Genomic DNA, 25,188 nt, shown 5'->3' with positions numbered 1-25,188 from the left:
AAGGCGTTTCACTAAGCTAATGATAGCAGAATTTTTAAATTTAAACAAAAATCCTGTTTTGATAAAACTTTTTGTTTTTAACGCAGAAGTCGCAAAGATTTTATTTATTATCTGTTCTCCATAGTTCGTTCGCAAAGGCGTTTCACTAAGCTAATGATAGCAGAATTTTAAATTTTGAGCCTGAAAATTCTACAATGTTAAAACACTTCAACTACAAAATCAATCAACTTACCAGCAGACTGCATCCGCGAATATCTGAATGATCGATTCTGCCTAAAACCTGAAATTTATCTCCGACAATTTTTCCTAAATCTTGTGTTGCGATGAATGCACAGGAATGTACATTTGCCAAGTCGATGATATTAATCGCTCCCGTTCTTCCCTCTTTTTCATAATTAAAGGGATCTTCTGCATTTCTGATCATGATGCGCATCCAGTTTGGACACTGATATTCGTTATTTCCTAAAGAATATGACTGTGAAAGAAGCTCCGTCATGGAATATTCTGAATAAATTTTATCAGTTTTAAAACCTTCCTGCAAAATGTTCAACAGCTCATCTTTGGTCATTTCTTCTTTTCTGCCTTTCATTCCTCCGGTTTCGATTACGGTTAATGAATCGGAGAACTGAAGCGTTTTTGAACTGCTGTCACAGAAGTCTAAAAAATCCAGCAATGCAAAGGAAACACCGAACAGAATAACTTTTTTATTTTGCAATTCATTTAAAAGTGTAAATAAATCTTCATGATTGTAAAGGAAATATCCGTTTTCAGGTTTTCCGGATTTTTTCATCAGGTAATCTACCATGTAAATCAGCGAAGAGTTTTGTCTTTCCAGATAACTTGGCAGAAGTCCGAGGAAAATGAAGTCTTCCGGTTTTCCGATAAACTGTTCAAAACTTTTATAGATGCTTTCTTCATACAGTTGAGGATTGGCAATGAAATGTTTCGATAAATTCATCTGTGTAGTTCCGGAGCTTTGAAAAAAAAGATCAGTAGCTGCATTTTTATCCAAAACCCGATGGTTTTTAAACATTTCAATGGGCAGAAAAGGAATTTTTGAAAGCTGATCTACATGATCTGGCTTGATGTTGAGATAATCTACAAAACGTCTGTAAACTTCAATATTTTCATACTGATAACGGAAGGTTTCCAGTGATGCAGCCAAAAAATCCTGCTCTGTCTGTATGCCGAATATATTTTTCACTTCTAAAAACATTTTTATTCTTTCAATATCATTTATAATTACTTATCATAAAAAATATTGTTTTTTAATCATTTTTAATCTTAAAATTAAAAAATGGTCAGATTATTGCAATGAGTAATGCGGAATATGGATTAAAAACATGAATGAATTTCGGTTCATTCGGAAATTACCTCAGCTTTTGGGGTAATTTTTTTTGTGCTGTCTCCAAAGGTTTTCAGTTCAAAATCATGCTCAAAAACACCATAGGTAAAATAAGAAATCCAGTCTCCTAAATTGATGTATTTTGCTTTTCCTTCAAGATCCAGAATCATCGGAAGATGACGGTGTCCGTAAATAAAATAATCGATTGGCTGAGTTTTAAGTTTTTCTTTTGAATAAATGATCAGAAATTCTTTATCCTCTCCCAGAAATTCTTTATCCTCATCTCCCGAAATCATTTTATTTTTCTGAGACATGTACAATGCTATTTTCATCGCAATATCGGGATGCAGCCATTTAAAAAACCATTGCGCAACAGGATTGGTAAAGACTTTTTTCATTCTCTTATATCCTTTGTCTCCCGGTCCCAAACCGTCGCCATGAGCCAGCAAAAACTGTTTTCCGCCCATCTCAAAATACTGCTTTTTATAGAAAACCGTGCATCCGATTTCTTCTTCAAGATAATCTTTCATCCAAAGGTCATGGTTTCCCACAAAGAAGTAAATATGGATTCCACGGTCTTTCAGTTCGGCGATTTTTCCCAAAACACGAACGTATCCTTTCGGAATTACGTGTTTCCATTCATGCCAGAAATCAAATAAATCTCCCATTAAAAAAAGAACCTGTGCATCATGCTTTATTTCGTCCATCCAACGGATAAAACGCTCTTCGCGCAGTTTACTTTCCTTTGGATTCGGTGCACCGAAATGCTGGTCTGAAGCGAAATATACTTTTTTACCGGGTTCTAAATTAATGGTTGTTTTTAACACCGTTCTGAGTTTTTCTGAATAAAAAATTACTGATTATCTTCCGCAAACCATTCTCCGTAAGAGTTTTCGGTTTCATGAAGTTTAAGATAAGCCAAAGAAATTCCTTCCGGAAGTTTCGATTTTATTTTTGCTGCGATGGCATACAACATATTCTCGCAGGTCGGCTGAAATGTACAATAGATCACTTTATGCCCTTTTTCCTCAAGATCTTCCCCGAGTTCTCTGTGCGGCGAAAGTCCGTTGATGAGAACGGCATGATCCCAGACATCTACAATTTCAGACTTTACGATACTTTTAATATCACCAAAATCCACCACCATCCCATTCTTAGGGTTTTCCAAATCATTAACAGGCTTTCCTTTCACTGTTACAAACAGCTTGTAGGAATGTCCGTGCATATTTTTACATTTCCCGTCGTAATTGTATAAAACGTGAGCGGTTTCGAATGTAAAAATTTTTGTAATACGTATCATAATGCAAAGATAAGGAATTTGGTTTGTTCCGTTCATGTTCTTTGAGTACAAGAAAATATTCTTCATGAAATAATATTGAAGATGAACCGTTACTTCATCATGAAAACAATAACCTTATTATTAATCTTTTTCAGCGTAATCTTTAATGCTCAAAAGAGACAGTTTTGGACTTACCCCGATCTGGAAAATAAAATAGGAACCCATTTTCCTATTGAAAACTATAAAAATTCTGAAGGAAAAAATTTCAATTCTAATGATTTAAAGGGGAAAATCTCTTTTATCAATTTTTGGTCAACTCACTGCGAACCCTGTGTTGAAGAGCTTCCCTATCTTAATAAACTGAAGGAACTTTCAGGAGAAACAATCAATTTTATAGCCATTACGTATGACAGTAAAGAAAAAGTTAATCAATTTTTAACCAAAAAACCTTTCAATTTTCAGCACATTACAGATTCCGGACAGGAGCTGAAATCCTACTTTACACTGCTGAGAAATCCAATGACTTTTATGGTTGACAAAAACGGAAATATTCAGGAAATCACTGGAACCATCGAAGAAACAAAGTTTGAAATTCTGCAAAAAATTGTAAAGGAATCATTTTAGCTTTTCCAGCCAGTCACTTTCCAGTCTTTTGATTTTCTGCGTTTCGGCATCTACCAAAACCCACAATGTGGCAGAATCCACCACCAACTGATCATTACAGTAAAACTCCACTTTTCTGGGCTGACGAATTCCTTCAGGAGCTTTCGGATAAGTTTTAACAGTAATCACATCATTAAGATACACCTGCTTTTTGTATTGAATATGATGATCCAGAAGCATCCAGATATCTTTCGGATATTCGGTTTTATGTTTTACAAAATCCCAGTGCGCTGCTGCAATTTCTTCCACCCAATGCACATACTGAACGTTATTTACATGATTATTTCCATCAATATGCTGCTCTGTAACCTGTATCTGTTTTTCAAAAATCAAACTCATCTCCTTCAAATATAAATTCAAAATTAGCACATAAAAAACAAAACCTTCCCAAAATCGAGAAGGTTCTAACAATTAAATTTAATTAAAACGAAACTTTTTAGTGAAATTGTGCGGTCTCGGTAGAATCTTTCATAGCAACTGTTGCAGAAGAGCCGTTGGTAACAATATTCTGTACCTCATCAAAATAGCCAGTTCCTACAAACGACTGATGTTTTACTGCTCTGAAACCTTTTTGCTGCAACGCAAACTCACGCTCCTGCAATTCAGAATATCCTGCCATTCCTTTTTCTTTATAAGCTAAAGCAAGCTCGAACATCGCCGTATTTAATGCGTGGAAACCTGCCAAAGTAATAAACTGGAATTTGTACCCTAATTTTGCCAGTTCTTCACGGAAATTCTGCATTTCTTCCACAGAAAGTCTTGCTGCCCAGTTGAAGGATGGAGAACAGTTATACGCCAACATTTTATCAGGAAATTTCGCATGAATCCCTTCTGCAAATTTTCTTGCCTGTTCCAGATCCGGATTAGAGGTTTCCATCCAGATCAGGTCTGCGTAAGGAGCGTAAGATAAACCTCTGTCGATTCCCTGCTCCACTCCGTTTTTTACGACATAGAAACCTTCGGAAGTTCTTTCGCCTGTTACAAATTTTTTATCTCTGTCGTCAATATCAGAAGTCAGCAAATCTGCTGCATCTGCATCTGTTCTTGCAATAATTAAACTCGGAACTCCCAAAACATCTGCTGCCAAACGAGCAGAAATTAGTTTATTGATGGCTTCCTGTGTAGGAACCAAAACTTTACCTCCCAAATGACCGCATTTTTTAGCAGAAGAAAGCTGGTCTTCAAAATGCACTGCCGCAGCTCCTGCTTCAATCATCTGTTTCATCAGTTCATACGCGTTTAAATTTCCGCCAAAACCTGCTTCTGCATCGGCAATAATCGGAACCAGATATTCCTTTTCTCCGCCTCCGTTCACAGACTGGATCTGGTCTGCTCTCAATAAAGCATTGTTAATTTTCTTTACCACAGAAGGAACTGAATTGGCGGGGTATAATGACTGATCGGGATACATTTCCCCCGATAAATTGGCATCTGCTGCAACCTGCCATCCGGAAAGATAAATTGCCTGTAAACCTGCATCCACTTCCTGAACCGCCTGATTTCCGGTTAACGCGCCAAGTCCTGCAACGAAATCCTGAGTGTTGAGTAAATTCCAGAATTTTTTAGACATTTCCGTTGCAATGGTATAATCCAGTTTGTAAGAACCGCGAAGTTTTAAAACATCTTCCGCTGTGTAAGGACGTTTTATTCCTTTCCAGCGTGGGTTTTCCAGCCAGTCTTTTTCGATCTCCTGAATTTGTTCTTGTTTTGTTTTCATACTATTTTTTTGTTTAGTTAATTGTTGTTTGTTAACGGTTGATAGATAATTGATAATTGATGATTGATAATTGATGGTTGATCGTTGCAATTACATTAAACGCTCAAACCCTAAAACTCTCCCACTCTCCCACTCTCATTACTCTCCCACTCAAATAAAAGGATACGCTTTCAGAGTTAAAAATTCATCAAATTTCTCACTGAAAATCAATTCATTAAAAAGTTCTTTGGCAAGATTGAATTTCCCTTTACGGAAACGTTCTTCACCCACATACTTTTCAATTCTTTCCAGTTCTTCAAATTCCCACTGAAGAATCATTTCTCTGGTTAAAGTGCGGTCGTCATTTAAAACCGCATCATTTTTCAGCCATTGCCAGATCTGGGTTCTGGATATTTCTGCGGTTGCCGCATCTTCCATTAAATGATAAATGGCTGCAGCTCCCGTTCCCATTAACCAAGATTCGATGTAAAGAATTCCGACGTTGATATTTTTCCGAACCCCTTTTTCGGTGATTTCACCTTTTGGAACTTCCAGTAAATCTTTTTCGGTGATATGGTATTGAACTTTTTTATCGATCTGATTTTTGGAAGGCATATATTTATCAAAAATATCTTTAGCCACAGAAACCAACGCAGGATGCGCTACCCAGGTTCCGTCGTGCCCGTTTTTTACTTCTCGTTCTTTATCGCTTCTTACTTTTCCGAAAGCAATGCTGTTCGCTTCATAATCGTTTTTAACCGGAATCTGTGCCGCCATTCCTCCTATCGCGTGAACATTTCTTTTGTGGCAGATTTCAATAACGCGTTTTGAATAGGCACTCATAAAAGGAGAAGCCATGGCTACCTGATCTCTGTCGGGAACAATAAAGCGGGGAAGGTTTCTGAATTTTTTAATGAAAGAAAAAATATAATCCCATCTTCCGCAGTTGAGTCCGGAACTGTGGTCTTTCAATTCAAATAAAATTTCATCAATCTGAAAAGAAGCGGTAATTGTTTCGATTAAAACCGTTGCTTTAATGGTTCCCTGCGGAATTTCTAAGTAATTCTGTGCAAAAACAAACACTTCGTTCCACCATCTTGCTTCCTGATAATGCTCTAATTTCGGGAGATAAAAATACGGGCCGCTTCCATTTTCCATTAATTGTTTAGCATTTCTGAAAAAATAAATTCCGAAATCGATTAATGACGCCGAAGCCTGTTCTCCATTAATTTCAATATGTTTTTCATTTAAATGTAAACCTCGCGGACGAACCAATAAAACAGCCGTTTTTTCATTTAGCTGATAAGATTTTCCCTGTTCAGTTGTAAAATCTATTCTTCGGTTCACCGCATCAGAAAGGTTTAACTGACCTTCTATGCAGTTTTTCCATGTCGGAGAATTGCTGTCCTCAAAATCTGCCATAAAAGTGGAAGCTCCGGAATTTAACGCGTTGATGATCATTTTCCGGTCTACCGGTCCTGTAATTTCAACTCTCCGATCCAGTAAATCTTCCGGAAGCGGAGCGCAGATCCAGTTTCCATTTCTTATTTCTTCTGTCTCCTCTAAAAACTTCGGGAGAATTCCTTCATCAAATTCTTTTTGTCTGATTTTTCTGTCTTCTAAAAGTTGTATTCTTTTCGGATTAAAATTCTGATGAAGCTCAACCAAAAAATCGATTAAATCATTGGTGAAAATTTCATCAAAATTTTGCTGAGCGTTGATTTTCAATTGAGTCTTGGTTTTCATATCATTTTGGTTTTGTAATTCAACATTGCAAACATAAATAAAAATTTTCACAAACAGCGAACGTTCGCTAAATTATTTTAAAAATTATTATGCGAATAATCGCTTCTAAATATTATATTTGAATTATGAATTCGGACAGTGACTTTATTAAAACAGTTTTCGGGCTGAAACTGAAACAGCAGAGACAGAAGAAAAACTGGTCTTTACAGGATCTTGCGGTAAAGACCGGTTTATCGAAATCTTACCTTAACGAAATTGAAAATGGGAAAAAATATCCGAAGCATGATAAGATCATTCAGCTTTCGGAAGCGCTGAACTGTACTTTTGACGATCTGGTTTCCACAAAACTGGATAAGAGCCTCACTCCTTTTAATGAAATTCTTCAGTCAGATTTTTTTAAAGAAATTCCTCTGGATCTTTTCGGGATCAATAAAAATAACCTGATCAGTATCATTAGTGATGCGCCTAAAAAAGTAACCGCTTTTATCAATGCTCTAATTGAAATTTCACAAAACTATAATTTAGGAAAGGAAAGATTTTACTTTGCTGTTTTACGTTCATTTCAGGAACTTTATGATAATTATTTTCCCGAAGTTGAAGAAAAAGTCCAGCTCTTTGCTGAGGAAAACGGATTGAAGATCGACAAAAATTTACAGTCTGATGTTCTGGAGACTATTCTGAATGAAAAATTTAATTACCAGATTCAGTCGGAAGATTTTGAGAAGTACGGGACTTTGGATAATTTACGCTCATTGTTTGTCCCTGAAAAAAAGCTGTTGCTTTTAAACCGGAAATTAGAAAAAGATCAGAAAACCTTTATTCTCGCGAAAGAGATCGGATTTAATGTTCTGGAGCTGAAAAACCGACCGAATACGTATTCGTGGCTGGATTTCGGAAGTTTTGAAGAAATTTTAAATAATTTTTATGCTTCGTATTTTGCGGGAGCTTTGTTGATTTCAAAACAGAAAACAATTGAAAAAACTTCAGATTTTTTTCTGCAAAACGAATGGAATCCCCAGAATTTTGAAAGTTTGATCGATAATTTCACCAATTCTCCCGAAACATTTTATTATCGCCTGACCAATATTCTTTCTTCCGAACTGGGAATAAAAGATTTGTTTTATTTATGCTTAGTCAAAAAGAAAAATTCAGATAAAATACAGATCTTAAAAGAGTTACACCTCAATCATCAACAGGCTCCTCATGCGAATGCAACGAACGAGCATTACTGCAGAAGATGGATTGCCGTGAAAAATCTTCATCATTTAAAAGAAAACGAAACCTTAACGGACGCCCAGATTTCGCATTACAAAGATCAGGGAATCAGTTATCTGGTGATTTCTACATCGCAAAAAAATCCTTTTTCCGACGGAAGCAACAGAAGTTACTGCTTGGGAATTTTACTGAACTCACAGACCATTAAAAAAATCAATTTTATTAAGTCTCCCACCCTGAACACCATCAATGTAGGAGTAACCTGCGAATCGTGCAGCATTGCGGATTGTGAAGTAAGACAATCGCCGCCAATCCGTCTGGAGAAGGAATATTTTAATTCGGGGATGAAAAACGCAATTGAAAAAATCCGAAAAGATATTTTGTAATTTTTTTATGATTATCCGTTATTGATCATAATGCTTAATTTTCACGCAAAGAATCGCTAAGATTCTTTTATATACCAACTGTTTTTAAGTTTGCAAAGGTGCTTCGACAAGCTCAGCATAAAGCGAAGAACTCAAAGGTTTTCTAATTATGACAAGTTACGGACAATCATATTTTTTTCTATTTTTTTAATTATTCACTTCATTTTCGGATGAAATGATTATTTTTACACCAATTAGGGATATAAAAAACAATTTAATTATTCGGGTTATTTAATCGAAAGAATTAATAATATTTTATTCCTGTAAAAAATTAATAATCATTTAGTTATTCAATCCGCAAATGATGCTCGATATTTTATTTCCGAATCGCTGTATTCGGTGCAGCCGCATTATTGATGCCAATTTCCCGGTCTGTAATCTTTGTTTTGAACAGATCCACTTTACCCACAACGATTATTCTGAAGATAATTTTGTTAAAGAAAAATGCAGACTTCTTTTTCCTATCGAAAATGCTTTTGCACTCATGCAGTTTGAAAAAGAAAATGTGAGCCGGAAATTAATTCATGAACTGAAGTACAGGAGTCGGGAGAAAATCGGGAAAACTTTAGCTGAATGGACGACGGAAAGACTTGATTTTAAAAATCAGAAGCCTGATCTTTTGGTGACGGTTCCGCTTCATCCGAGAAAATTAAAAGAAAGAGGATATAATCAACTGCATTGGTTCGCCGAAACGCTTTCAGAATTTTATGCTATTCCGTTTGATCATGATGTGATGAAAAGAAATCATTATTCTAAAGCTCAGGCTTTGAAGGATAAGCAGAACCGGCTGAAAACAGAAAATGTATTTTCAATGACTAAAAATATTTCAGGTAAGCATATTTTGTTAATTGATGATGTTTTTACAACGGGAAATACGCTGGCTTCGATTGCATGGGAGATTCTGAAATCGGGCGATAACAAAGTGAGTGTTTTGGTTATGGCGATTGATGAATAAAAAAAGCTGCTCTATAAAGAACAGCTTTAAGAAATTGTAATTATTTAAAAGGATTACTCCATTTTTTATTGGTATACACATCGGTTCCGGAAAGTGTTTTCAGAAATGCGATTACTGCATTCACTTCCGTTGATGTAAGGTTTAGCTTTTGTCCGTTTCCGTTAGGCACCAAACGAGGATCGAGATTGGTATTTCCCGGTGCAATATTGATATTTCCGTAATGACCAATTACCTGCTGAAGCGTTGTCAGGTTTCCGGTGTGCATAAACTGTCCGTTTTCTATTCCGCTGCTGTTGGTAATGTTTCTTAAACTTGGAGCTTTGGTGTTAAAAACATCGATTCCGGTTCCGCTGATTTTCCCAATAATTCCGTTGTTTCTGGAATTCGGATCAATATCAAATTCCGGAGCGGCGTGACAGGCTGCACAACCCAATCCGCCACCGGTACGGTTTCCTGTCGCATCAAAAACAGGAGGAGCCAGAAATAGATTTTTTCCCTGATTTTCCTGTGCCGTAAAGTTTGCAAACAGCTGCTGATCATTTGCGCTTGCAGCTCTTCCTACATCATATTTAGAATCAAAGGACTGAATACTTCTGATGAACTGCGCCAATGCATTCTGAATTCTTGTTTGATTAACGGTAGCATCTCCGTAAACAAATTTGAACATTTCCTGATAATATTTAATGTTCTGAAGTTTTGCAATCAAATCCTGAAGTGTACCGTCTCCATTTGTTCCGCTGAAGCCCATTTCGTTATGATCCTGAATCGGGAACGTAGTCTGTGCTTCCAGACTAGCTGCTCTTTCGTCCCAGAAAAATTTCATTTCATTGCCAAATCTTGCATTCACCAGTCTCATGGAATGTCTGCCTGTTGTTCCGTTCACTCCTGTACTCGCAACTGCATTGTCTCCAAAAGCAAGTTCCTGTTTGTGACAGCTTGAACATGAAATGGTGTTGTTTTTCGAAAGATTTTTGTCGTAAAACAGCATTCTTCCCAATGTAGCGCCCTTATCCGTAATAGGATTTCCGGCGGTATTATCTCTTGTAATATAAGCCGGTTTAGGCTGATTGGCATAATTTTCAAGACTGCTGAGATTGATATTGGAACCAAAAGCAGCCAGAATTCCGGGATATTCTTCCTGTGTAACCGGAGTTGCTTCATAGGTATCGCTGCCCGAACAGGAATATAAGGCTACTGCTGTGAAGAATGCAGGAACAAGCCATGATGTAAGTTTTTTCATAAGAGGTTTTTAGAATGTTTAGTTTAAAAGTTTTTAGAGGCTATTTTCGGAATAAAAAAATTGATTCTTCATGATTAATCGTAGTTCTTAAGATTTGTGCTAACCTTTTAATTTTATTACACATTGTTTTTTAAGCTGACAAAGACTGTTTTACTTTTTAAGCTCTCCGATTTCATTCTATTTATTCTTTACGCCATCATTATTTTATTAGACGACAATACATTTATTTTCCTTCGGATGATAAAACTTTTTGGGAAAATTGTTTATCGACAGTTATGATCTTCTTTCTGAATTATTTTTCAATTGACTTGTTTCCGGTAAATATTGTCTGCGAAAGAGAAAATTAAACCCACGAAAACTAAATAAAAACGAAATATTTTTTTTTCATCGCTCGTGTGGAGGTTTCGGTCCGGGAGCAAAAAGAGATTCAAATTCATCAATAAGATGATCGAAATCCTGCAACTGGTCGGGACGGCAAATTTTTCTGATGTCCTGAAAATGTTTAAAGTTAATTTTCTCGGTTTCCATACTTATCTTTCCGATCTGCTGTACCAAAGAATCTCCGTTTTTCTGATCTTTATTTTTTAATAATGAATAATACTGCGTTTTCGCATCCATCATTTCGTGTTCTTTTTCTCTGATCTGCATTCTGTGCTGCTGAATCAGTACGTCATATTGCTGTATTTGTTTTTCATCCAAATGCAGCCGTTCAATAATAAGATTTCTCGGCCCTGAATGATGCGGAGGTTTTCGCATGAGCATGAAGACAACCAACAGTAGATTAGAAATCAACAAACCGATGATGATAAAAATGTAAAATCTGTTTTTAGTCATACGAAAAAGTATTTTGTGATTTCATCATAAATAAGGTATCAAAATCTGATTTTGAATTATCTTTTGTGTTTTGAATAACTTTTACGTTCAAACTGATCAGAATAACAATCACGGCTGCCGCGGCGAAAATCCATTTTGGGGAAACAACATCTTTCTTCTGATTCTCAATTTTACTGAGAATCTTTCCGTACAATTCTGAAGGAGCCTCCACGCTCTGAATTTTTTCTAATATCTGCAACTGATCTTCCATTACATATTTAGACGATTTATTTTTCATATTCCTTCTGTTGATTTAGTTTTTGGATAAGATTTTTTTTGGCGCGCTGAAAAAGAGATTCCACCGCTTTCTGACTGATATTCATGATTTCAGCGGTTTCCTGTTGAGAATTGCCTTCAATTTTCATTAAAATAACCACTGTTTTCTGATCATTCGGAAGCATATTGATAAAGCTGAAAATTTTCATGACTTCTTCTTTCTGCTCAAGAACCACACCGGGATGATTGAAATCTACCAGTTCATTCTGCCTGTTTTCCGAATCCGAATCTCTGAAAAGACCGAAAAAGAATCGTTTTTTAGTGTTTTTATGTTTAAGAAAATCTAAAGAGGTATTAATCGCGATGCGGTAAATCCATGTTTTTAAGGATGACTCGTTTTTAAAGCCATCCATTTTTTGTGATATTTTTACAAAAACATCCTGAGTTATTTCTTCCGCATCTTCGGTATTCTGGGTATACTGCAAAGCAAGATTATACACCATCTTCTGATGCTCACGGAAGACAAACTCGAAATTCATATTCCGGTTTTCATTACGGTCACTTTTTATATTAGACGAGAAAAAATATTTTTTCCTTCGGCTTTTTCAGTTTCCGTAAAAATAAAAGAAATTCAGGTGTAAAAATGATCCTGAGAAAGATTGATCAGATTTATATTATCGCTGTAGTTTTTCGCCATAGCTTAAGTCTCCCGCATCACCCAGTCCCGGAGTAATGTAGCCTTTTGAGGTAAGGTTTTCATCAATGGCTCCTACCCAGATTTTGGCATCGGGATACGCTTTTTCTATGGTTTCAACTCCCTGCCTTGAAGCAATTGCAGCAACAATGTGAAGCTCAGTCGGCTTTCCATGGGTTAACAGATCTTTGATGGCTTCGATAAGAGAAGCTCCGGTTGCCAACATCGGATCAGCAACAATTAAAGGTCTGCCTTCGATATTCGGACACGTTAAATAATCCTGTTTGATAGAGAAATAATCGTTGGCGTCGTGTTTTCTGTAAGCGGCAACAAATCCGCAGTCTGCTTTATCAAGATAATTCAAAATTCCTTCAAACAAAGGAACTCCGGCTCTCAAAATGGTCGTAATAACAGGCTGAACAGCAATTTCCTTCACTTTAATCGTATCCAAAGGAGTCTGAATTTCAATTTCTTTATGCTCCAGTGTTTTGCTGATCTCGAACGCAGCAATTTCGCCGATTCTTTCCATATTTCTGCGGAATCTCATACGGTCGTGCTGGATTTCAACATTTCGAAGCTCATTGATCCATGAATTAACTAAAGAAAATTGTTCTGATAAAACGATTGTGTTCATTATTTTGAAAAGCTTTTATCTAAAATATATATTTAATGAAGAATAAAATCCCTCTCAGAAAAATCTGAAAGGGATTACAATTTATTTTTGTCTGAAATACACTTCGATAGGAACTCCGGTAAATCCGAATTCTTTTCTCAACTGGTTTTCAGTAAATCTTTTATATGGTTCTTTTACGTATTGCGGTAAGTTACAGAAGAATACAAATTGTGGTGACGGCGTCGGAAGCTGTACACAGTATTTGATTTTAATGTATTTTCCTTTGTTTGCAGGAGGCGGTGTCTGTTCAAAAATAGGAAGCATCACTTCGTTAAGTTTTGAAGTTTTGATCTTTTTCTTACGGTCTTCATACACCTGCATTGCCATGTCTACCGCTTTCAGGATTCTCTGTTTCGTTAATGCAGAAACGAATAAAATAGGAATATCCTGAAACTGCCCGATCTTGTCTTTAATCTGTTTTTCGAAATCACGCATGGTGTTGGTTTCCTTACCTTCAATCAAATCCCATTTATTAACAAGAATCACAATTCCTTTTCTGTTTTTCTGAGCCAGACCAAAGATGTTCATATCCTGAGATTCCCATCCCTGAGTAGCATCCACCATAATAATCACAACATCAGAGTATTCGATGGAACGGATAGAACGCATTACGGAATAGAATTCCAAGTCTTCGCTTACTTTGGATTTTCTTCTCATTCCGGCTGTATCTACCAATACGAATTCGTGTCCGAATTTGTTATAAAGGGTCTGGATACTGTCTCTTGTAGTTCCTGCAACATCTGTTACGATATTTCTGTCGGCATCAAGCAAAGCATTCGTCATGGTAGATTTACCTACATTCGGACGACCCGCGATGGTAATTTTAGGCAATCCTTCAAAAGGATCTTTGTATTCGGTTGTCGGGAAATCTTTTACCACATCGTCCAGTAAATCTCCTGTTCCTGAACCTGTTGCAGAGGACAAAGTGTAATATTTTTCAATTCCCAACTGATAAAATTCTGTAGCTGCCAATTCTTCTTTGGAAGAATCTACTTTATTGATTACGATATAAACCGGCTTGTTTGATCTTCTCAACATTTCGTGGATTTCGTAATCCGTATCTGTAAGTCCTTCTTCTACATTCAACATAAAAATGATAGAAGTTGCTTCATCAATCGCCAACTGAACCTGCTTTGAAATTTCTCCCTGGAAAACATCATCGTTGTTTACATCATATCCTCCGGTATCAATCACCGTGAAATCTACTCCGTTCCAGTCGGATTTTCCGTAATGACGGTCTCTGGTAACACCGGCGGTAGAGTCTACGATAGCCTCTCTTCTTTCCAGTAAACGATTAAAAAGCGTTGATTTTCCTACGTTGGGACGTCCAACGATTGCGACAATATTCGACATAAAAAATGTTTAATAATCCTTCGACAAAGCTCAGGACACGTTATTAATGGGTTTCTCCAACTTTTGGAGCCCAATTTTTTGCAAAGATACGCTTTTTATTTAATTTGATATTTGTAGCAGAAAAGCTCTGATTTCAAATCATACTTTCTCATAATTAATATGCAAAGAAACTTTCATTCCGAATAAAAAAGTTAAAAAAATAAATCTTTGTAAATCAATTAATAATCGATTGCCACGCACTTTTCTTTTAATATCATTTTTATTTTTAAAATAATTTATATAATTTCGCGTCATAGAAATACAGACCCATGGTGTAGCGGTAACACTACTGATTTTGGTTCAGTCATCTGGGGTTCGAATCCCTGTGGGTCTACAAAAACCGTTAATTATCAAATTAACGGTTTTTTTGGGTTTAATGGTCAAAAATAGTTGGTGAAATTCTTCGCAACACTTATTATTACTAATGATACAGTAAGTTTATTGAACTTTGTTTCAATAAACTTTTTTTGTAGCTGAAAATTCAAAAAATATCGTTGTTGGAGTTTCAAAAAGTATGGATGTGATTTTTTTGGGAAAGCAAAACAGTAAGCGTCGTTCGTAAAAGGTTTTTAAGCCATAGTGCTGTTCCAATAATTTGAAAAAAAAGGATGGCAAAAGCCATCCTCTAAACTATTGTTTACAGCGTTGATTGTATTGCTGATGAGTTGCTCCTCAGCATTGCTCATTTCCTCTTCCAATCAACAGCTAAATATTACGAATTATTTTTGTGAAAAACACCAACTATTTTTGACCACATTACCTTTTTTTGTATATAAAAATGTTTTGTGCTATTGATATTAATTATGACTGCTTTTCATCAAAAAGGTATTGATCTTTAAAGAATTTTAATTTATATAAATTAGCTGCCCAACTCCAGCTGGTTTTTTACCAGATTATAGTAATCTGCTTTATTATCAACCAATGTCTGATGATTTCCATGCTCTACAATTCTTCCATTTTTTAAAACAATAATCTGATCGGCATTTTTCACTGTACTTAAACGGTGTGCGATTATTAAAACTGTTTTTCCTTTGAAAAACTGTTGTAAATTGTCATGGATGATTTTTTCATTTTCGGCATCAAGTGCAGAAGTAGCTTCATCAAAAAAAATGTAATGAGGGTTTTTATAAACTGCTCTTGCAATAAGTATTCTTTGTTTTTGTCCACCAGAAATACCATTTCCTGATGCTCCGATTTTGGTATTATATCCTAAGGGAAGTTCTTCTATAAACTCTTCGATATTTGCAATTTTTACTGCATTTTGAAGTTTTTCTCTGTTTACCTCTTCATCACCAGTGGCAATATTTCTTTCAATAGTATCTGAAAATATAAAGCCGTCCTGCATTACGACACCACAATTTTCCCGTAAACTTTTTGGGGAAATTTTTGATATATTTTCAGAATTATAGAAAAGTTCCCCTCTTGTTGGTTCGTAAAATCTCAGAAGCAGTTTCATTAAAGTGGTTTTTCCACTACCGCTTGCGCCGACAATTGCCGTTATTTTTCCTTCCGGAATTTTAAAACTAATATCTTTAAGAACAAATGGAGATTTAGGACCTTCATATTGAAATGAAACATCATTAATATTGATCCCTTGATTATTTAATAAAGATGTTTTTGGAAGAGGGATTAAATTTTCATTTTCTTCATCTTCATGATACTGAACTTCGGAGAGTCTTTCCAAACTAAGCTTGGCATCCTGTAGAGAATAAAAAAATGTTGTAATACTGTTAAGAGGAGAGATCATTTGTCCCAATATAAAAGAAATTGCCATAAGCTCACCTAATGACATTTCTCCTTTTATCACACAAACAGCTGATATATAGGTTACAATAATGTTTTTAATCTGGTTGATTATTTCAAAACCGCCGATCTGAAATTGAGTTAACCTCAGAACTCTTGCATTTATTTGTAATAATTTATCCTGAATTTTCTGCCATTCTTTATTCTTAAAATCCTGAAACTGATTTAGCTTCATCTCTGTTACACCATTTATAATCTCATAGATGGCATTTTGATTTTCACTTTTTAATTTAAATTTATAAAAATCGAGTATGCTTCTTTTCTTCAGAAAATATGCAGACCAACAAACAGCTAAAACTGTAAGAAGCAAATAAATGAACAGTATTGTGTAGTTGTAATATCCCAAAATCACAAAAAATACACAAAATGAAATAATGGAAAAAATAGTGATTAAACTCTGTGAAGTTAAAAAATTTTCTATTCTTTCATTATCCTGAATTCTTTGAGTGAAATCGCCCATCATTTTAGTATCAAAGAATTTTATTTTTAACTGTAATAATTTTCTTAGAAAGTCTGAAATAATTGTTATGCTGATTTTTGTTCCTACTTTTAAAACCAGCCAGTTTCTAATGATTTCAACAATCATAGCTCCCAGAAACAAGCTGATCTGCGCAAAAAGTATCAATTGAACAATTGACAGATTTTTGTCAGTAATCCCTTTGTCTATAAGATTTTGCGTTAAAAACGGGAAAGCGATGTTTACTAAATTGCCTAAAAGCAAGGATAATAACATCCACAAAAACTGTTTTTTATGCTGAAATAAAATTCCTGCTAAATATTTGATATTTATTTTATTTTCCGCAGGAGGAGAATATTCATAGAAAGCATCTGTAGGATTAAGAAATAGTGCAACACCTTTGTTGTCACTGCTAATCCAATGCTTTAAAAATTCAGTTTCCTTGAGGTATAATATGCCATAGGAAGGATCAACAATTTTAAACAATAAGCCTCTTTTAAAAAAAGACTTATTGCCTTTTTTGGATCCTTTTATTTTTTCTAAAACTATAAAATGGTTTTGATCCCAATGTAATATACAGGGTGTAGGTAAATCTAAAAGCTGGTCTAAATTTATTCTTGTTGTTACTGTTTCAAATCCTATGCTTTGCGCCGCTTCGCTGATTCCTAATAAAGATACTCCATCTCTTGTAAGAAATGATTTTTCTCTTAAATATTTCAGAGTATATTTTTTTCCATACTCATTGGCAATCATAGCCAGACAAGCCGGACCACAGTCCATGATATTATACTGAGGAATAAATTTCATTTATTTGTTGGTTGATTCAATAAAATCAGATATTTTTTTCAGTTTTTTCAATATAAGGGGATTCAATAAATCGTTTTTATTTTGATAATTTAATTCAATTTCATTACCTTCTAGTTTAACAAACGTTTTGTCATTTTTAGTTTCAAGATCACTAATCTTCGACCATACTAACTTCTGGTTCGTTGTTTTATACTCTTTGCCTAGCTCTTTTTTTAAATAGTTCAGTATCGACTCTTTTTGCTTTGCATCAAAAGAAGTCGAATAACTATAGCTTTCGGAAGACTTTGTACTACTGGTAGTTTTTGTCTGGGCTGTTCCTAAATTTGATAATGCAGTCATAAGTATTAAAAGTATTATTTTTTTCATTTTTTATTTTGTTATTCGATGATATTAATTGCTCTTTTATCATAAAGTAATGATAAAAAGTATAAGCCGGCTTCTACAGGCCAATCTTGCGTTAAAGTACTTAATAAATCCGTTACTTCCTCCTCTTTATTTCTATTTAATTTATCAATGATACCAGGTAATTCATCATGATATTTAATTTTTACTTTATAACCTCGCACAAACATGACCAGCTCATCTCCAATTTTTTCATAACATGTTTTAAATGGATAAGGAGTAATTATTCTTTTATTCTCTAGTACTTCATAATTATCTACATCATATTTTATTTTATCATTTAAGGTTATTGGGATATTTGCCCATCCGCCATTACTTAAAATTGCTAATTTGAATTCTTTGTGTAAGTACTTCATCAAATCCATGAAAGACAGGTGTCTAAGATTTTCATCTAAATTAATTACTGATTCAATGGCATTAAATGAATCTTCAACTTCTACATTTTTATCCGGACTTAATATTTGTTTGTTATCATTTAAATATTGCTGAGAAATAGAATTTAAAATTGCAGATGTAAAACCTTTTCTTGTAGGATTGTTAAATCCAACTATAAATCCGATAGACAATTCATCAGAAAATCCTATATGATACTTATTCCATGGCATAAAATAAAAATCTCCCGTTTCGAAAGGATATGCATCCGAATAAGGCAGAAGTGGTTCTATATCTGTATTATTTTCTTTTTTGCCAGTTAAATTCTTATATGTATCTTCCTCCCAATTATACATTATTTTTGGACCGGGTCCAAGATGAAAATGCATTATATTCTCCCCCTTAATATCAATATGAATACCCAAAGGTGTCCATCCATAATTCCCTACAAACAGAGTCATTTCCAGTCCTGTTAAAGGTATTCCTACTTTATTCAGTAAAGGTTGTAATTTTAATAAAATATTCTGTGAAACTTTCTCTGAAAATTTTTCAGTTCTATTAACAATCATACCGAATTTTTGTTTTTCAAAAACTCTTTCGGCATAACTTTCCAAAGTTTCTTTTTCAGTTGGTGGAGCATCAAAAAGTTTGGATATATAGTTTACATCCTGTTCTTCACCTTTTATGTATACCCTAAACCCATACTGATTAGTTCTATGAGTATAAATCTCCTGTAAAATCTTTACTGCTTCGTTCTTTAATATATCAATATCATCATTAGAAATTACATTCTTGTATACTTTTGTTTTAGTAAAATTACCACTATCTTCTAAAAAATGATCCCACCACTCAGCAGAAAAAGATTCTACTTTTTCGATAATTGTTTGTTCCATCTTATTTCAACTGATTAGTTTCAACAATATTAATAGCTCTCTTGTCATAAAGGAGCGATAAAAAGTATAAACCTGCTTCTACAGGCCAATCAACTATCAAATTACTGAGTAAATCCGTTACCAGTTCTTCTTTATTCTGGTTTAATTTATCAATTATATTTATTAGCTCATCATGATATCTAATTTTAACCTTATATCCTCTTGCAAAAATCACCAATTCATCATCTATCTTTTCATAAAATGTTTTAAAGGGATATGGAGTGATAATTTTCTTATTATCCAATATTTCATAATTATCAATTTCATACTTGATTTTATCAGTTAAGGTCACAGGAATACTCGCCCATCCTCCGTTGCTTAAAATCGCTAATTTATACTCTTTGTGGAGATATTTTAATAAATCAATGAAAGTCAGTTGTCTTAGATTTTCATTGAGATTTAGTACGGATTTAATATTTTCAAACGTTAAATCTATATCTTTATCCTTGTTTGGGCTTAAAATTTCGTCATCCTCATTAAGATGCTGCAGATGAAAGGCATCTAGAATTGCCGTAGTAAAATTCCTTTTTGTAGGATTGTTAAACCAAATTGTAAGTCCTACGGAAAATTGGTCAGAGAACCCTATATGATATTTATTCCAAGGCATATAATAGAGATCTCCTGTTTCAAAGGGATAACTTTCTGCGTATGGTAATAGTGGTTCGACATCTTTATTGTTATCTTTTTTACCTGTAAGTTCCTTATAATCTTCCTCGTTCCAATTGTACATAATTTTAGGACCGGGACCTAAATGAAAATGAATAACATTCTCACCTCTGGTATCCTGATGAATTCCTAAAGGAGTCCATCCGTAGTTTCCAATTAGTATGTGAGCACTTAATCCTGTTAGAGGAATACCTACTTTATCGAGCAATGGCTGTATTTTTAATAATACATTACGAGCTAATTCTTCAGAAAATTTTTCAGTATGATTAATGATCATTCCAAATTTCTTATCTGAAAACACTCTATTAAAATATTCTGTAATATTTTCATTATCAAAAGGCGCGTGGTTTTCGAATAAATTGGTCATAAAAGTATTATCCTGTTCCTTCCCATCTAAGTATATTCTAAAACCATACTTATTTGTTTTTAATAAATATAATTCTTGTAGAATTTTAACTATTTCTTCATTTAAAAGAACAACATCCGCATCATTTATTACATCTTTAAATACTTTGGTCTCTGTAAAGTTTCCATTTTCTTTTAGGAAAAAATCCCACCATTCCGAAGAAAATGGTTTTATTTCTGCTAATATCTCTGTATTCATAGTTATATGTTTTTAAATTTTATAAGGCGGTGGATTTTCCACCGCCTTTAGCTGTAAAAACTTTAGTTTTTAGTTTGTTACTGTTGTTACTACATCTACAACAGTTTTAACTGTTCTTACAGTTTTAATAGTGTCAGCCATACCTCCTTTGATCTCTGCAGATTCAAGCGGTGATAAAGTGCTAACATTCAAAAAATCTTTGGCATTGAATTTTTTCTTTTCCATGTTATTAATTTTTTAATGGGTTAAACAATCGGCAAACTTTTAAAGACACCAGAACTTTAACGTTCTGTTTTATACCCTCGTTGGTCTTTGTTTATGCGTTTATTTTTTAAGTCTGTTTTTTTCTTCTTCGTTACTTCCTTCTATCTGAGTACTTTTAATATCTTTATTACCAAATTTGTAAACTAATGACAGCCTTAAAAACCTTATATCCTCATAGTTTTTGTATATAATCTGATAATTATTGGTTATTGAAGTCTGGGTTATGATACTGCTTTTTAAAATGTCATTTCCAATAATTGCAAGACTCAGATTTTTATTTAAAAACAAAAATTTTAATGATACATCAAGCTGGCTGTATGCGGAAATTCTGTCTACTCCCGAAACTCCCTTAAAATTGTAAGAATAATTCAGTCCAAATAAAACGGTCTTTTCCTTATTAAGACTAAAAGTATTATTGGTAGTCAGGTTATAATTAAATCCGTCCACATTAGAGTTTATATATGGCACTGTTGATTTTGAGTTAGAATAATACACATCAAAACTGTTATAACTTTGAAACCATTTTTTTAAGTTTAATGTATACGATTCTGAAAGACCTATGATTTGTGAATTCAAATAATTTAAAATTATATTTGCCTGTAAATTATTATTCACTGGATCTATCAAAATAATACCGCCTGAACCATCTATTATTTTAGAGTAGTAAAGCTTACTTGTCCAATTATTTTTAAGAGTATAACTCAACTCCATGTTATGACTGTAACTTGGCTGAAGAAAGGGATTACCTTCAGAATACTGATATTTGTTATTATATAATCTAAATGGATTTAAATCCTCAAAATTGGGTCTATCTAATCTTCTGCTATAGTTAAATGAGAAAATATTATTTTCATCAGGAGTATATGTCAGATAAAATGTTGGAAATAATTTAGAATAATTATTCTTATTTATTTTATCCAAAGAAATTGAATTCCCCTCAGTTTGTGTAGTTTCAAATCTTAGACCCAGCTGGGTTTCCCATTTCTCGGATAATTTTTTGCTGGCATAAAAATACAGAGCTTCTGTATTTTCTTTATAAACAAACCGATTACTCTGTGCAGCATCATATATTGAACTTCCTGAACTAAGATTGTACAAAGCCAGATCTGTTTTATTCTTTGTAAAAGAAACTTTCCCACCAAAAATAAAATCTGCGAACTTAGTCGGAAAATCCACATCAACATTTGCCGAATAATTTTCAATATTCTGTTTTGAAATATTATTGGCAGAATAATATGAATTGGGAATTACCATATTGTTTGCCAACAAATTATTTGAGCTAAAAATCCTGTCTTGTGTATCTTTAAATTTCAAATAGTTAAAATTTGCTGAAATTTTTCTACCCAGCGTATCTAATTTATAAACGGAATAAAAATCTACAGTATTAAATCTATTTCTTATTCTGTTTTCAGCTTTATTAACGATTAAGGAGTCAATAGAATTACTAATATTATCTGTTATGGTTGAATAATCATTTTCTAAATTTCTTTTCTTGTTATTACTGGACATATACTGTGCACCAATATTAAACTTGTCAGAAAATCTGTAATTTACACCCAATTTTCCACGAACCAAATCGTAATAGTTTCTGTTTGTATTTACTTCTCTCCATATCTGATTAGGATAAAAGAAAGTTGTATTATAGCTGGGAGCAATCGATCCGTTTGTATACCCCAAATCAGATTCAATAGAAATTTTATCTTTGTTATAATTAAAACTCCCTCCTATAGTTCCCGCAGGATAAGTGGTTTGTGTATAAGTACTTCTCACTGAACTGTTCCAACTATTTTGTTTTACTTTATTAAGCTTTATATTAATGATCCCGCTATTTCCTTGTGCTTCATATTTGGACGGCGGCACTGTAATTACTTCAATACTTTTAATATTGTCTGATGGTATTGTTTTTAAAAAACCGATAAGATCATCTCCTGAGAGTTTTATTACTTTATCATCCACCATCACAATCATTCCGCTTTTACCTATCATCGAAATTTTGTCATTGAGCACGCGTATTCCAGGTGTTACTTTTAAGGCATCAAGCGCATCTCCCCCCGTTGCAGAAATTGAATTTTCAACATTAAATACCAATCTGTCGATTTTTCTTTCAATCAATTTTTTCTTTGTAACAATTTCTATTTGCTCTATTTGCTTTTCTACAATCTTATTGATCGAGTCCTGAGCAAAAGAAAAGACAGATATTAATAAAAAAAGTAATGTATGTTTTTTCATTCTATTTTTCAGCGGAACCTACACTTTGAGTTTTCCAGTGAGTTCCTTTTATTGGAGGATCCTTTTGGTTTTCACTAGAGTCTTTTTCTTTTTTACTATCCTTTTGTAGAGTAATATTATCTGAAACAGTATTTGGATAATTTAGATCTTCAGTTTCCCTGCAAGAATTTAACAACACACAAAAAAGCCCAAGTAAGATTATAGTGATTTTGAATTTCATACTTTTTCAATATTTTTTTGGTTGATAATTTCCGACCAAAAGTCATCGATTATTTTTAGCAATATTAAAAGAGTACATCCTGTTTCACAAACAGTTGTGGGTAAGATTATAAAAATTATTACGTAATATTTTTTATAATTTTTACATTTCCCCTGTTTATTACTCTAATCATCAGTGATTTATTCTCATCAGTAAAAAACATTTTTATATCATATAAACTTTTATTATATTAAAATAATTACATTTGAAGTGAAAAAAGAATTCCATGAAAAACAAATTAAAAAAGGAATGAATAAAACTATTTTCAGCTTTTTTGTTTTTTTTACAATCTGTCAACTGTCAGCACAGGATTATTATTCTGCGTTAAGAAATAAATATTGGATATATGAAGAGAATGATCAAAAAGCTTTTCATTATCTCAACATTTATATATCTAGAGCAAAAAAAGAAAAAAATTATGCAGAATTGTTTCAGGCTTATGATGATGCTATAAGATATTCACCAAACAAAAAAATAGAATATGCAGACAGTGCTATTTCTGCTGCAAAATTATCTGGAAATTCTGATCTTATTGGCAGTTCATATATAAGTAAAGGAGCGGTATATTATTTTACCTACAGAAAATTTCAACCAGCTCTGAATGAATATTTGAAGGCATATGAGTATACAAAAAATACAGATGATGAATTTCTAAAATACCAAAATCTATACCATATTGGTGTTGTAAAAAGCTATCTGGGGTATTATGAAGAAGCATTACAATTATTTAAGTCATGTAATGTATATTTTAAATCAAAAATAAAAACAAGTATACACCCTAATCTTATCAAGAATCATCAAAAAGGCTATCTCAATTGCTTACACCAAATGATTGTCTGTTATCAGCAACTGGGAAATTATACTGAATCTGAAAAACTTATAAAAGAAGGATTAGATGCTCTTCCAAAAGATCCTTTTTTCAATCTCGAAAAAAGTTATTTCTATAAAAGTGAAGCTATTACAGAATTTAATAAAAAATCTTATCAAAATTCTATTCAAATATTTAACAATGCATTGCCTGAATTCATAAAAATTAATGATTACACCTTTGCATCTGTCATTTACTACTATCGGGGATCTGCTTATGATGAACTAAAAAATACTGAAAAAGCTCTTTCTGATTATAAGAAAGTAGATTCTATCTTCAATAAATACCAATTTATTCTTCCTGAATTAAGAAACAACTACGAAAAACTTATTACATTTCACAGAAATAAAAACCAACCAAAAGAAGAATTATATTATACCAAGCAACTGCTAAAAGCAGACAGCATCATCTCCACTGATTTTAAATATCTTTCCAATCGTATACACCGAGACTACGATACAAAATCTTTACTTGAAGCTCAATCAAATCTTGAAAAAACCAATTCTTTCGGAAAGTTTTTACTCATATTAAGCTTCGTCGTAATTTTAGTTCTTATATTATTTTTAGCATATTGGCTGAGAAAGAAAAAAGAAATTCAGATTAAATATGAGGAGCTGTTAGAAAAAATCAGTTCAAAGAATACAAAAATAAAAGAAAATGCAGATCTTAATAAACTTACCGAAAAGAACTCAAAGATAGAAATAAAAACAATTCAGCTTCTTAAAAGTAAATTCTCTGATTTTGAAAAAAATAATGGCTTTCTTGAAAAAGGAATTACTGCTGGAAAACTTGCAATAGAGTTTGGAACCAATGCAACTTATATTTCACAATTTATGAATGAATATCAGGGCTGTAATTTCAATACTTATATCAATAAATTAAGAATAGATTACGCAACAGAAAAAATATACAATAATAAACTTTGGCAAAAATACTCTGTAGAAGATATAGCACTTGCCTGTGGTTTTAGCAATCGGCAAAGTTTTTCAAATTTATTTTATGAACAAAATGGCATTCGACCTGCTGATTTTCTCAAAAAACGAAAAGAGGAGATAAGACTAAAAAGAGTATCGTAAATATTTTAAGATTAAGTTGTAGCCACTAAAGCTTATA

23 protein-coding genes and 1 tRNA gene are annotated in these 25,188 nt (G+C 33.4%); 5 read left to right on the top strand and 19 right to left on the bottom strand.

Features of this window, described 5'->3' with window-relative positions:
* Positions 1-223 precede the first annotated feature (223 nt).
* The 3 genes from H6W53_RS16815 to H6W53_RS16805 form a co-directional block, all read right to left on the bottom strand.
* Complete coding sequence (locus H6W53_RS16815; protein WP_185208487.1) at positions 224-1,204, bottom strand: acyl transferase; 981 nt, start codon at positions 1,202-1,204, stop codon at positions 224-226.
* A 155-nt stretch (positions 1,205-1,359) separates the two neighbouring features.
* Positions 1,360-2,172 carry a UDP-2,3-diacylglucosamine diphosphatase gene (locus H6W53_RS16810; RefSeq protein WP_076390961.1) on the bottom strand — a complete coding sequence of 271 codons (813 nt, stop codon included), beginning with the start codon at positions 2,170-2,172 and terminating at the stop codon, positions 1,360-1,362.
* A 26-nt stretch (positions 2,173-2,198) separates the two neighbouring features.
* Complete coding sequence (locus H6W53_RS16805; protein WP_087706037.1) at positions 2,199-2,645, bottom strand: 6-pyruvoyl trahydropterin synthase family protein; 447 nt, start codon at positions 2,643-2,645, stop codon at positions 2,199-2,201.
* A gap of 99 nt (positions 2,646-2,744) precedes the next feature.
* On the opposite strand from H6W53_RS16805, the gene H6W53_RS16800 reads away from it, so the two are divergent.
* A complete protein-coding gene (locus H6W53_RS16800) occupies positions 2,745-3,248 on the top strand; it encodes a TlpA family protein disulfide reductase (protein WP_185208486.1) in 504 nt (167 codons plus the stop codon).
* Here the strand turns inward: H6W53_RS16800 and H6W53_RS16795 are convergent.
* The 3 genes from H6W53_RS16795 to aceB all read right to left on the bottom strand — a co-directional run bounded on the left by H6W53_RS16795 (position 3,240) and on the right by aceB (position 6,729).
* Positions 3,240-3,626: an acyl-CoA thioesterase gene (locus H6W53_RS16795; protein WP_185208485.1), complete on the bottom strand. Its 387-nt coding sequence runs from the start codon at positions 3,624-3,626 to the stop codon at positions 3,240-3,242. The two genes, H6W53_RS16800 and H6W53_RS16795, sit on opposite strands and share 9 nt — an antisense overlap.
* A gap of 97 nt (positions 3,627-3,723) precedes the next feature.
* Positions 3,724-5,004 carry an isocitrate lyase gene (gene aceA, locus H6W53_RS16790; RefSeq protein WP_185208484.1) on the bottom strand — a complete coding sequence of 427 codons (1,281 nt, stop codon included), beginning with the start codon at positions 5,002-5,004 and terminating at the stop codon, positions 3,724-3,726.
* Positions 5,005-5,154: 150 nt separating this feature from the next.
* Positions 5,155-6,729: a malate synthase A gene (gene aceB / locus H6W53_RS16785; RefSeq protein ID WP_185208483.1), complete on the bottom strand. Its 1,575-nt coding sequence runs from the start codon at positions 6,727-6,729 to the stop codon at positions 5,155-5,157.
* A gap of 125 nt (positions 6,730-6,854) precedes the next feature.
* Between aceB and H6W53_RS16780 the strand changes: the two genes are divergently transcribed.
* Together H6W53_RS16780 and H6W53_RS16775 are read left to right on the top strand one after the other, a co-directional pair.
* Positions 6,855-8,330: a helix-turn-helix domain-containing protein gene (locus H6W53_RS16780; RefSeq protein ID WP_185208482.1), complete on the top strand. Its 1,476-nt coding sequence runs from the start codon at positions 6,855-6,857 to the stop codon at positions 8,328-8,330.
* 340 nt (positions 8,331-8,670) lie between these two features.
* On the top strand, positions 8,671-9,324 hold the full coding sequence (locus H6W53_RS16775; RefSeq protein WP_185208481.1) for a ComF family protein: 654 nt from the start codon (positions 8,671-8,673) through the stop codon (positions 9,322-9,324).
* 40 nt (positions 9,325-9,364) lie between these two features.
* Here H6W53_RS16775 and H6W53_RS16770 read toward each other — a convergent pair whose 3' ends face one another.
* The 6 genes from H6W53_RS16770 to der form a co-directional block, all read right to left on the bottom strand.
* The gene (locus H6W53_RS16770; RefSeq protein ID WP_185208480.1) at positions 9,365-10,564 is read right to left on the bottom strand and encodes a cytochrome-c peroxidase; all 1,200 of its coding nucleotides are present in this window, start codon (positions 10,562-10,564) and stop codon (positions 9,365-9,367) included.
* Between the two features lie 384 nt (positions 10,565-10,948).
* Positions 10,949-11,398 (bottom strand): Spy/CpxP family protein refolding chaperone, encoded by a 450-nt coding sequence (locus H6W53_RS16765; protein ID WP_087712410.1) that lies wholly within the window; start codon positions 11,396-11,398, stop codon positions 10,949-10,951.
* A complete protein-coding gene (locus H6W53_RS16760) occupies positions 11,391-11,675 on the bottom strand; it encodes a hypothetical protein (RefSeq protein WP_185208479.1) in 285 nt (94 codons plus the stop codon). The genes H6W53_RS16765 and H6W53_RS16760 overlap by 8 nt, the downstream gene beginning before the upstream one ends.
* Positions 11,665-12,192 (bottom strand): RNA polymerase sigma factor, encoded by a 528-nt coding sequence (locus H6W53_RS16755; RefSeq protein WP_185208477.1) that lies wholly within the window; start codon positions 12,190-12,192, stop codon positions 11,665-11,667. The genes H6W53_RS16760 and H6W53_RS16755 overlap by 11 nt, the downstream gene beginning before the upstream one ends.
* Positions 12,193-12,327: 135 nt before the next feature.
* Entirely contained in the window at positions 12,328-12,981 is a 654-nt protein-coding gene (gene upp / locus H6W53_RS16750) for a uracil phosphoribosyltransferase (protein WP_185208474.1), read from the bottom strand.
* Between the two features lie 81 nt (positions 12,982-13,062).
* A complete protein-coding gene (gene der, locus H6W53_RS16745) occupies positions 13,063-14,373 on the bottom strand; it encodes a ribosome biogenesis GTPase Der (RefSeq protein ID WP_116097518.1) in 1,311 nt (436 codons plus the stop codon).
* 302 nt (positions 14,374-14,675) lie between these two features.
* Between der and H6W53_RS16740 the strand changes: the two genes are divergently transcribed.
* A tRNA-Gln gene (locus H6W53_RS16740) sits at positions 14,676-14,746 on the top strand.
* A 525-nt stretch (positions 14,747-15,271) separates the two neighbouring features.
* Here the strand turns inward: H6W53_RS16740 and H6W53_RS16735 are convergent.
* The 7 genes from H6W53_RS16735 to H6W53_RS16705 form a co-directional block, all read right to left on the bottom strand.
* Positions 15,272-17,479 (bottom strand): peptidase domain-containing ABC transporter, encoded by a 2,208-nt coding sequence (locus tag H6W53_RS16735; RefSeq protein ID WP_185208472.1) that lies wholly within the window; start codon positions 17,477-17,479, stop codon positions 15,272-15,274.
* Positions 17,480-17,845 carry a hypothetical protein gene (locus H6W53_RS16730; RefSeq protein ID WP_185208470.1) on the bottom strand — a complete coding sequence of 122 codons (366 nt, stop codon included), beginning with the start codon at positions 17,843-17,845 and terminating at the stop codon, positions 17,480-17,482. It abuts the gene before it with no gap.
* Between the two features lie 11 nt (positions 17,846-17,856).
* Positions 17,857-19,146, bottom strand: a complete 1,290-nt coding sequence (locus H6W53_RS16725; protein WP_185208468.1) for a hypothetical protein — start codon at positions 19,144-19,146, stop codon at positions 17,857-17,859.
* Between the two features lies 1 nt (position 19,147).
* Positions 19,148-20,455: a hypothetical protein gene (locus tag H6W53_RS16720; protein ID WP_185208466.1), complete on the bottom strand. Its 1,308-nt coding sequence runs from the start codon at positions 20,453-20,455 to the stop codon at positions 19,148-19,150.
* Between the two features lie 69 nt (positions 20,456-20,524).
* Positions 20,525-20,680: a hypothetical protein gene (locus H6W53_RS16715; protein ID WP_165796729.1), complete on the bottom strand. Its 156-nt coding sequence runs from the start codon at positions 20,678-20,680 to the stop codon at positions 20,525-20,527.
* 99 nt (positions 20,681-20,779) lie between these two features.
* Positions 20,780-22,948: an outer membrane beta-barrel family protein gene (locus H6W53_RS16710; RefSeq protein WP_185208464.1), complete on the bottom strand. Its 2,169-nt coding sequence runs from the start codon at positions 22,946-22,948 to the stop codon at positions 20,780-20,782.
* A 1-nt stretch (position 22,949) separates the two neighbouring features.
* Positions 22,950-23,168, bottom strand: a complete 219-nt coding sequence (locus H6W53_RS16705; RefSeq protein ID WP_076390943.1) for a hypothetical protein — start codon at positions 23,166-23,168, stop codon at positions 22,950-22,952.
* Between the two features lie 249 nt (positions 23,169-23,417).
* Here H6W53_RS16705 and H6W53_RS21680 point away from each other — a divergent pair, with 249 nt between their 5' ends.
* Positions 23,418-25,151, top strand: a complete 1,734-nt coding sequence (locus H6W53_RS21680; protein ID WP_185208462.1) for a helix-turn-helix domain-containing protein — start codon at positions 23,418-23,420, stop codon at positions 25,149-25,151.
* Positions 25,152-25,188: the final 37 nt, after the last annotated feature.

The sequence above is a fragment of the Chryseobacterium sp. C3 genome (assembly GCF_014218905.1).
Lineage (GTDB): Bacteria > Bacteroidota > Bacteroidia > Flavobacteriales > Weeksellaceae > Chryseobacterium > Chryseobacterium mucoviscidosis.
Note: the sequence above shows the minus strand (reverse complement) of the source record. Positions and strands in the feature narration are given on the sequence as shown.

Bases quoted from the DNA above. Each gene is read 5' to 3' on its own strand.
- H6W53_RS16805 (WP_087706037.1), bottom strand. From the start codon at position 2,645: ATGATACGTATTACAAAAATTTTTACATTCGAAACCGCTCACGTTTTA.
- H6W53_RS16800 (WP_185208486.1), top strand. From the start codon at position 2,745: ATGAAAACAATAACCTTATTATTAATCTTTTTCAGCGTAATCTTTAAT.
- H6W53_RS16795 (WP_185208485.1), bottom strand. From the start codon at position 3,626: ATGAGTTTGATTTTTGAAAAACAGATACAGGTTACAGAGCAGCATATT.
- aceA (WP_185208484.1), bottom strand. From the start codon at position 5,004: ATGAAAACAAAACAAGAACAAATTCAGGAGATCGAAAAAGACTGGCTG.
- aceB (WP_185208483.1), bottom strand. From the start codon at position 6,729: ATGAAAACCAAGACTCAATTGAAAATCAACGCTCAGCAAAATTTTGAT.
- H6W53_RS16780 (WP_185208482.1), top strand. From the start codon at position 6,855: ATGAATTCGGACAGTGACTTTATTAAAACAGTTTTCGGGCTGAAACTG.
- H6W53_RS16775 (WP_185208481.1), top strand. From the start codon at position 8,671: ATGATGCTCGATATTTTATTTCCGAATCGCTGTATTCGGTGCAGCCGC.
- H6W53_RS16770 (WP_185208480.1), bottom strand. From the start codon at position 10,564: ATGAAAAAACTTACATCATGGCTTGTTCCTGCATTCTTCACAGCAGTA.
- H6W53_RS16765 (WP_087712410.1), bottom strand. From the start codon at position 11,398: ATGACTAAAAACAGATTTTACATTTTTATCATCATCGGTTTGTTGATT.
- H6W53_RS16760 (WP_185208479.1), bottom strand. From the start codon at position 11,675: ATGAAAAATAAATCGTCTAAATATGTAATGGAAGATCAGTTGCAGATA.
- H6W53_RS16755 (WP_185208477.1), bottom strand. From the start codon at position 12,192: ATGAATTTCGAGTTTGTCTTCCGTGAGCATCAGAAGATGGTGTATAAT.
- upp (WP_185208474.1), bottom strand. From the start codon at position 12,981: ATGAACACAATCGTTTTATCAGAACAATTTTCTTTAGTTAATTCATGG.
- der (WP_116097518.1), bottom strand. From the start codon at position 14,373: ATGTCGAATATTGTCGCAATCGTTGGACGTCCCAACGTAGGAAAATCA.
- H6W53_RS16735 (WP_185208472.1), bottom strand. From the start codon at position 17,479: ATGAAATTTATTCCTCAGTATAATATCATGGACTGTGGTCCGGCTTGT.
- H6W53_RS16730 (WP_185208470.1), bottom strand. From the start codon at position 17,845: ATGAAAAAAATAATACTTTTAATACTTATGACTGCATTATCAAATTTA.
- H6W53_RS16725 (WP_185208468.1), bottom strand. From the start codon at position 19,146: ATGGAACAAACAATTATCGAAAAAGTAGAATCTTTTTCTGCTGAGTGG.
- H6W53_RS16720 (WP_185208466.1), bottom strand. From the start codon at position 20,455: ATGAATACAGAGATATTAGCAGAAATAAAACCATTTTCTTCGGAATGG.
- H6W53_RS16715 (WP_165796729.1), bottom strand. From the start codon at position 20,680: ATGGAAAAGAAAAAATTCAATGCCAAAGATTTTTTGAATGTTAGCACT.
- H6W53_RS16710 (WP_185208464.1), bottom strand. From the start codon at position 22,948: ATGAAAAAACATACATTACTTTTTTTATTAATATCTGTCTTTTCTTTT.
- H6W53_RS16705 (WP_076390943.1), bottom strand. From the start codon at position 23,168: ATGAAATTCAAAATCACTATAATCTTACTTGGGCTTTTTTGTGTGTTG.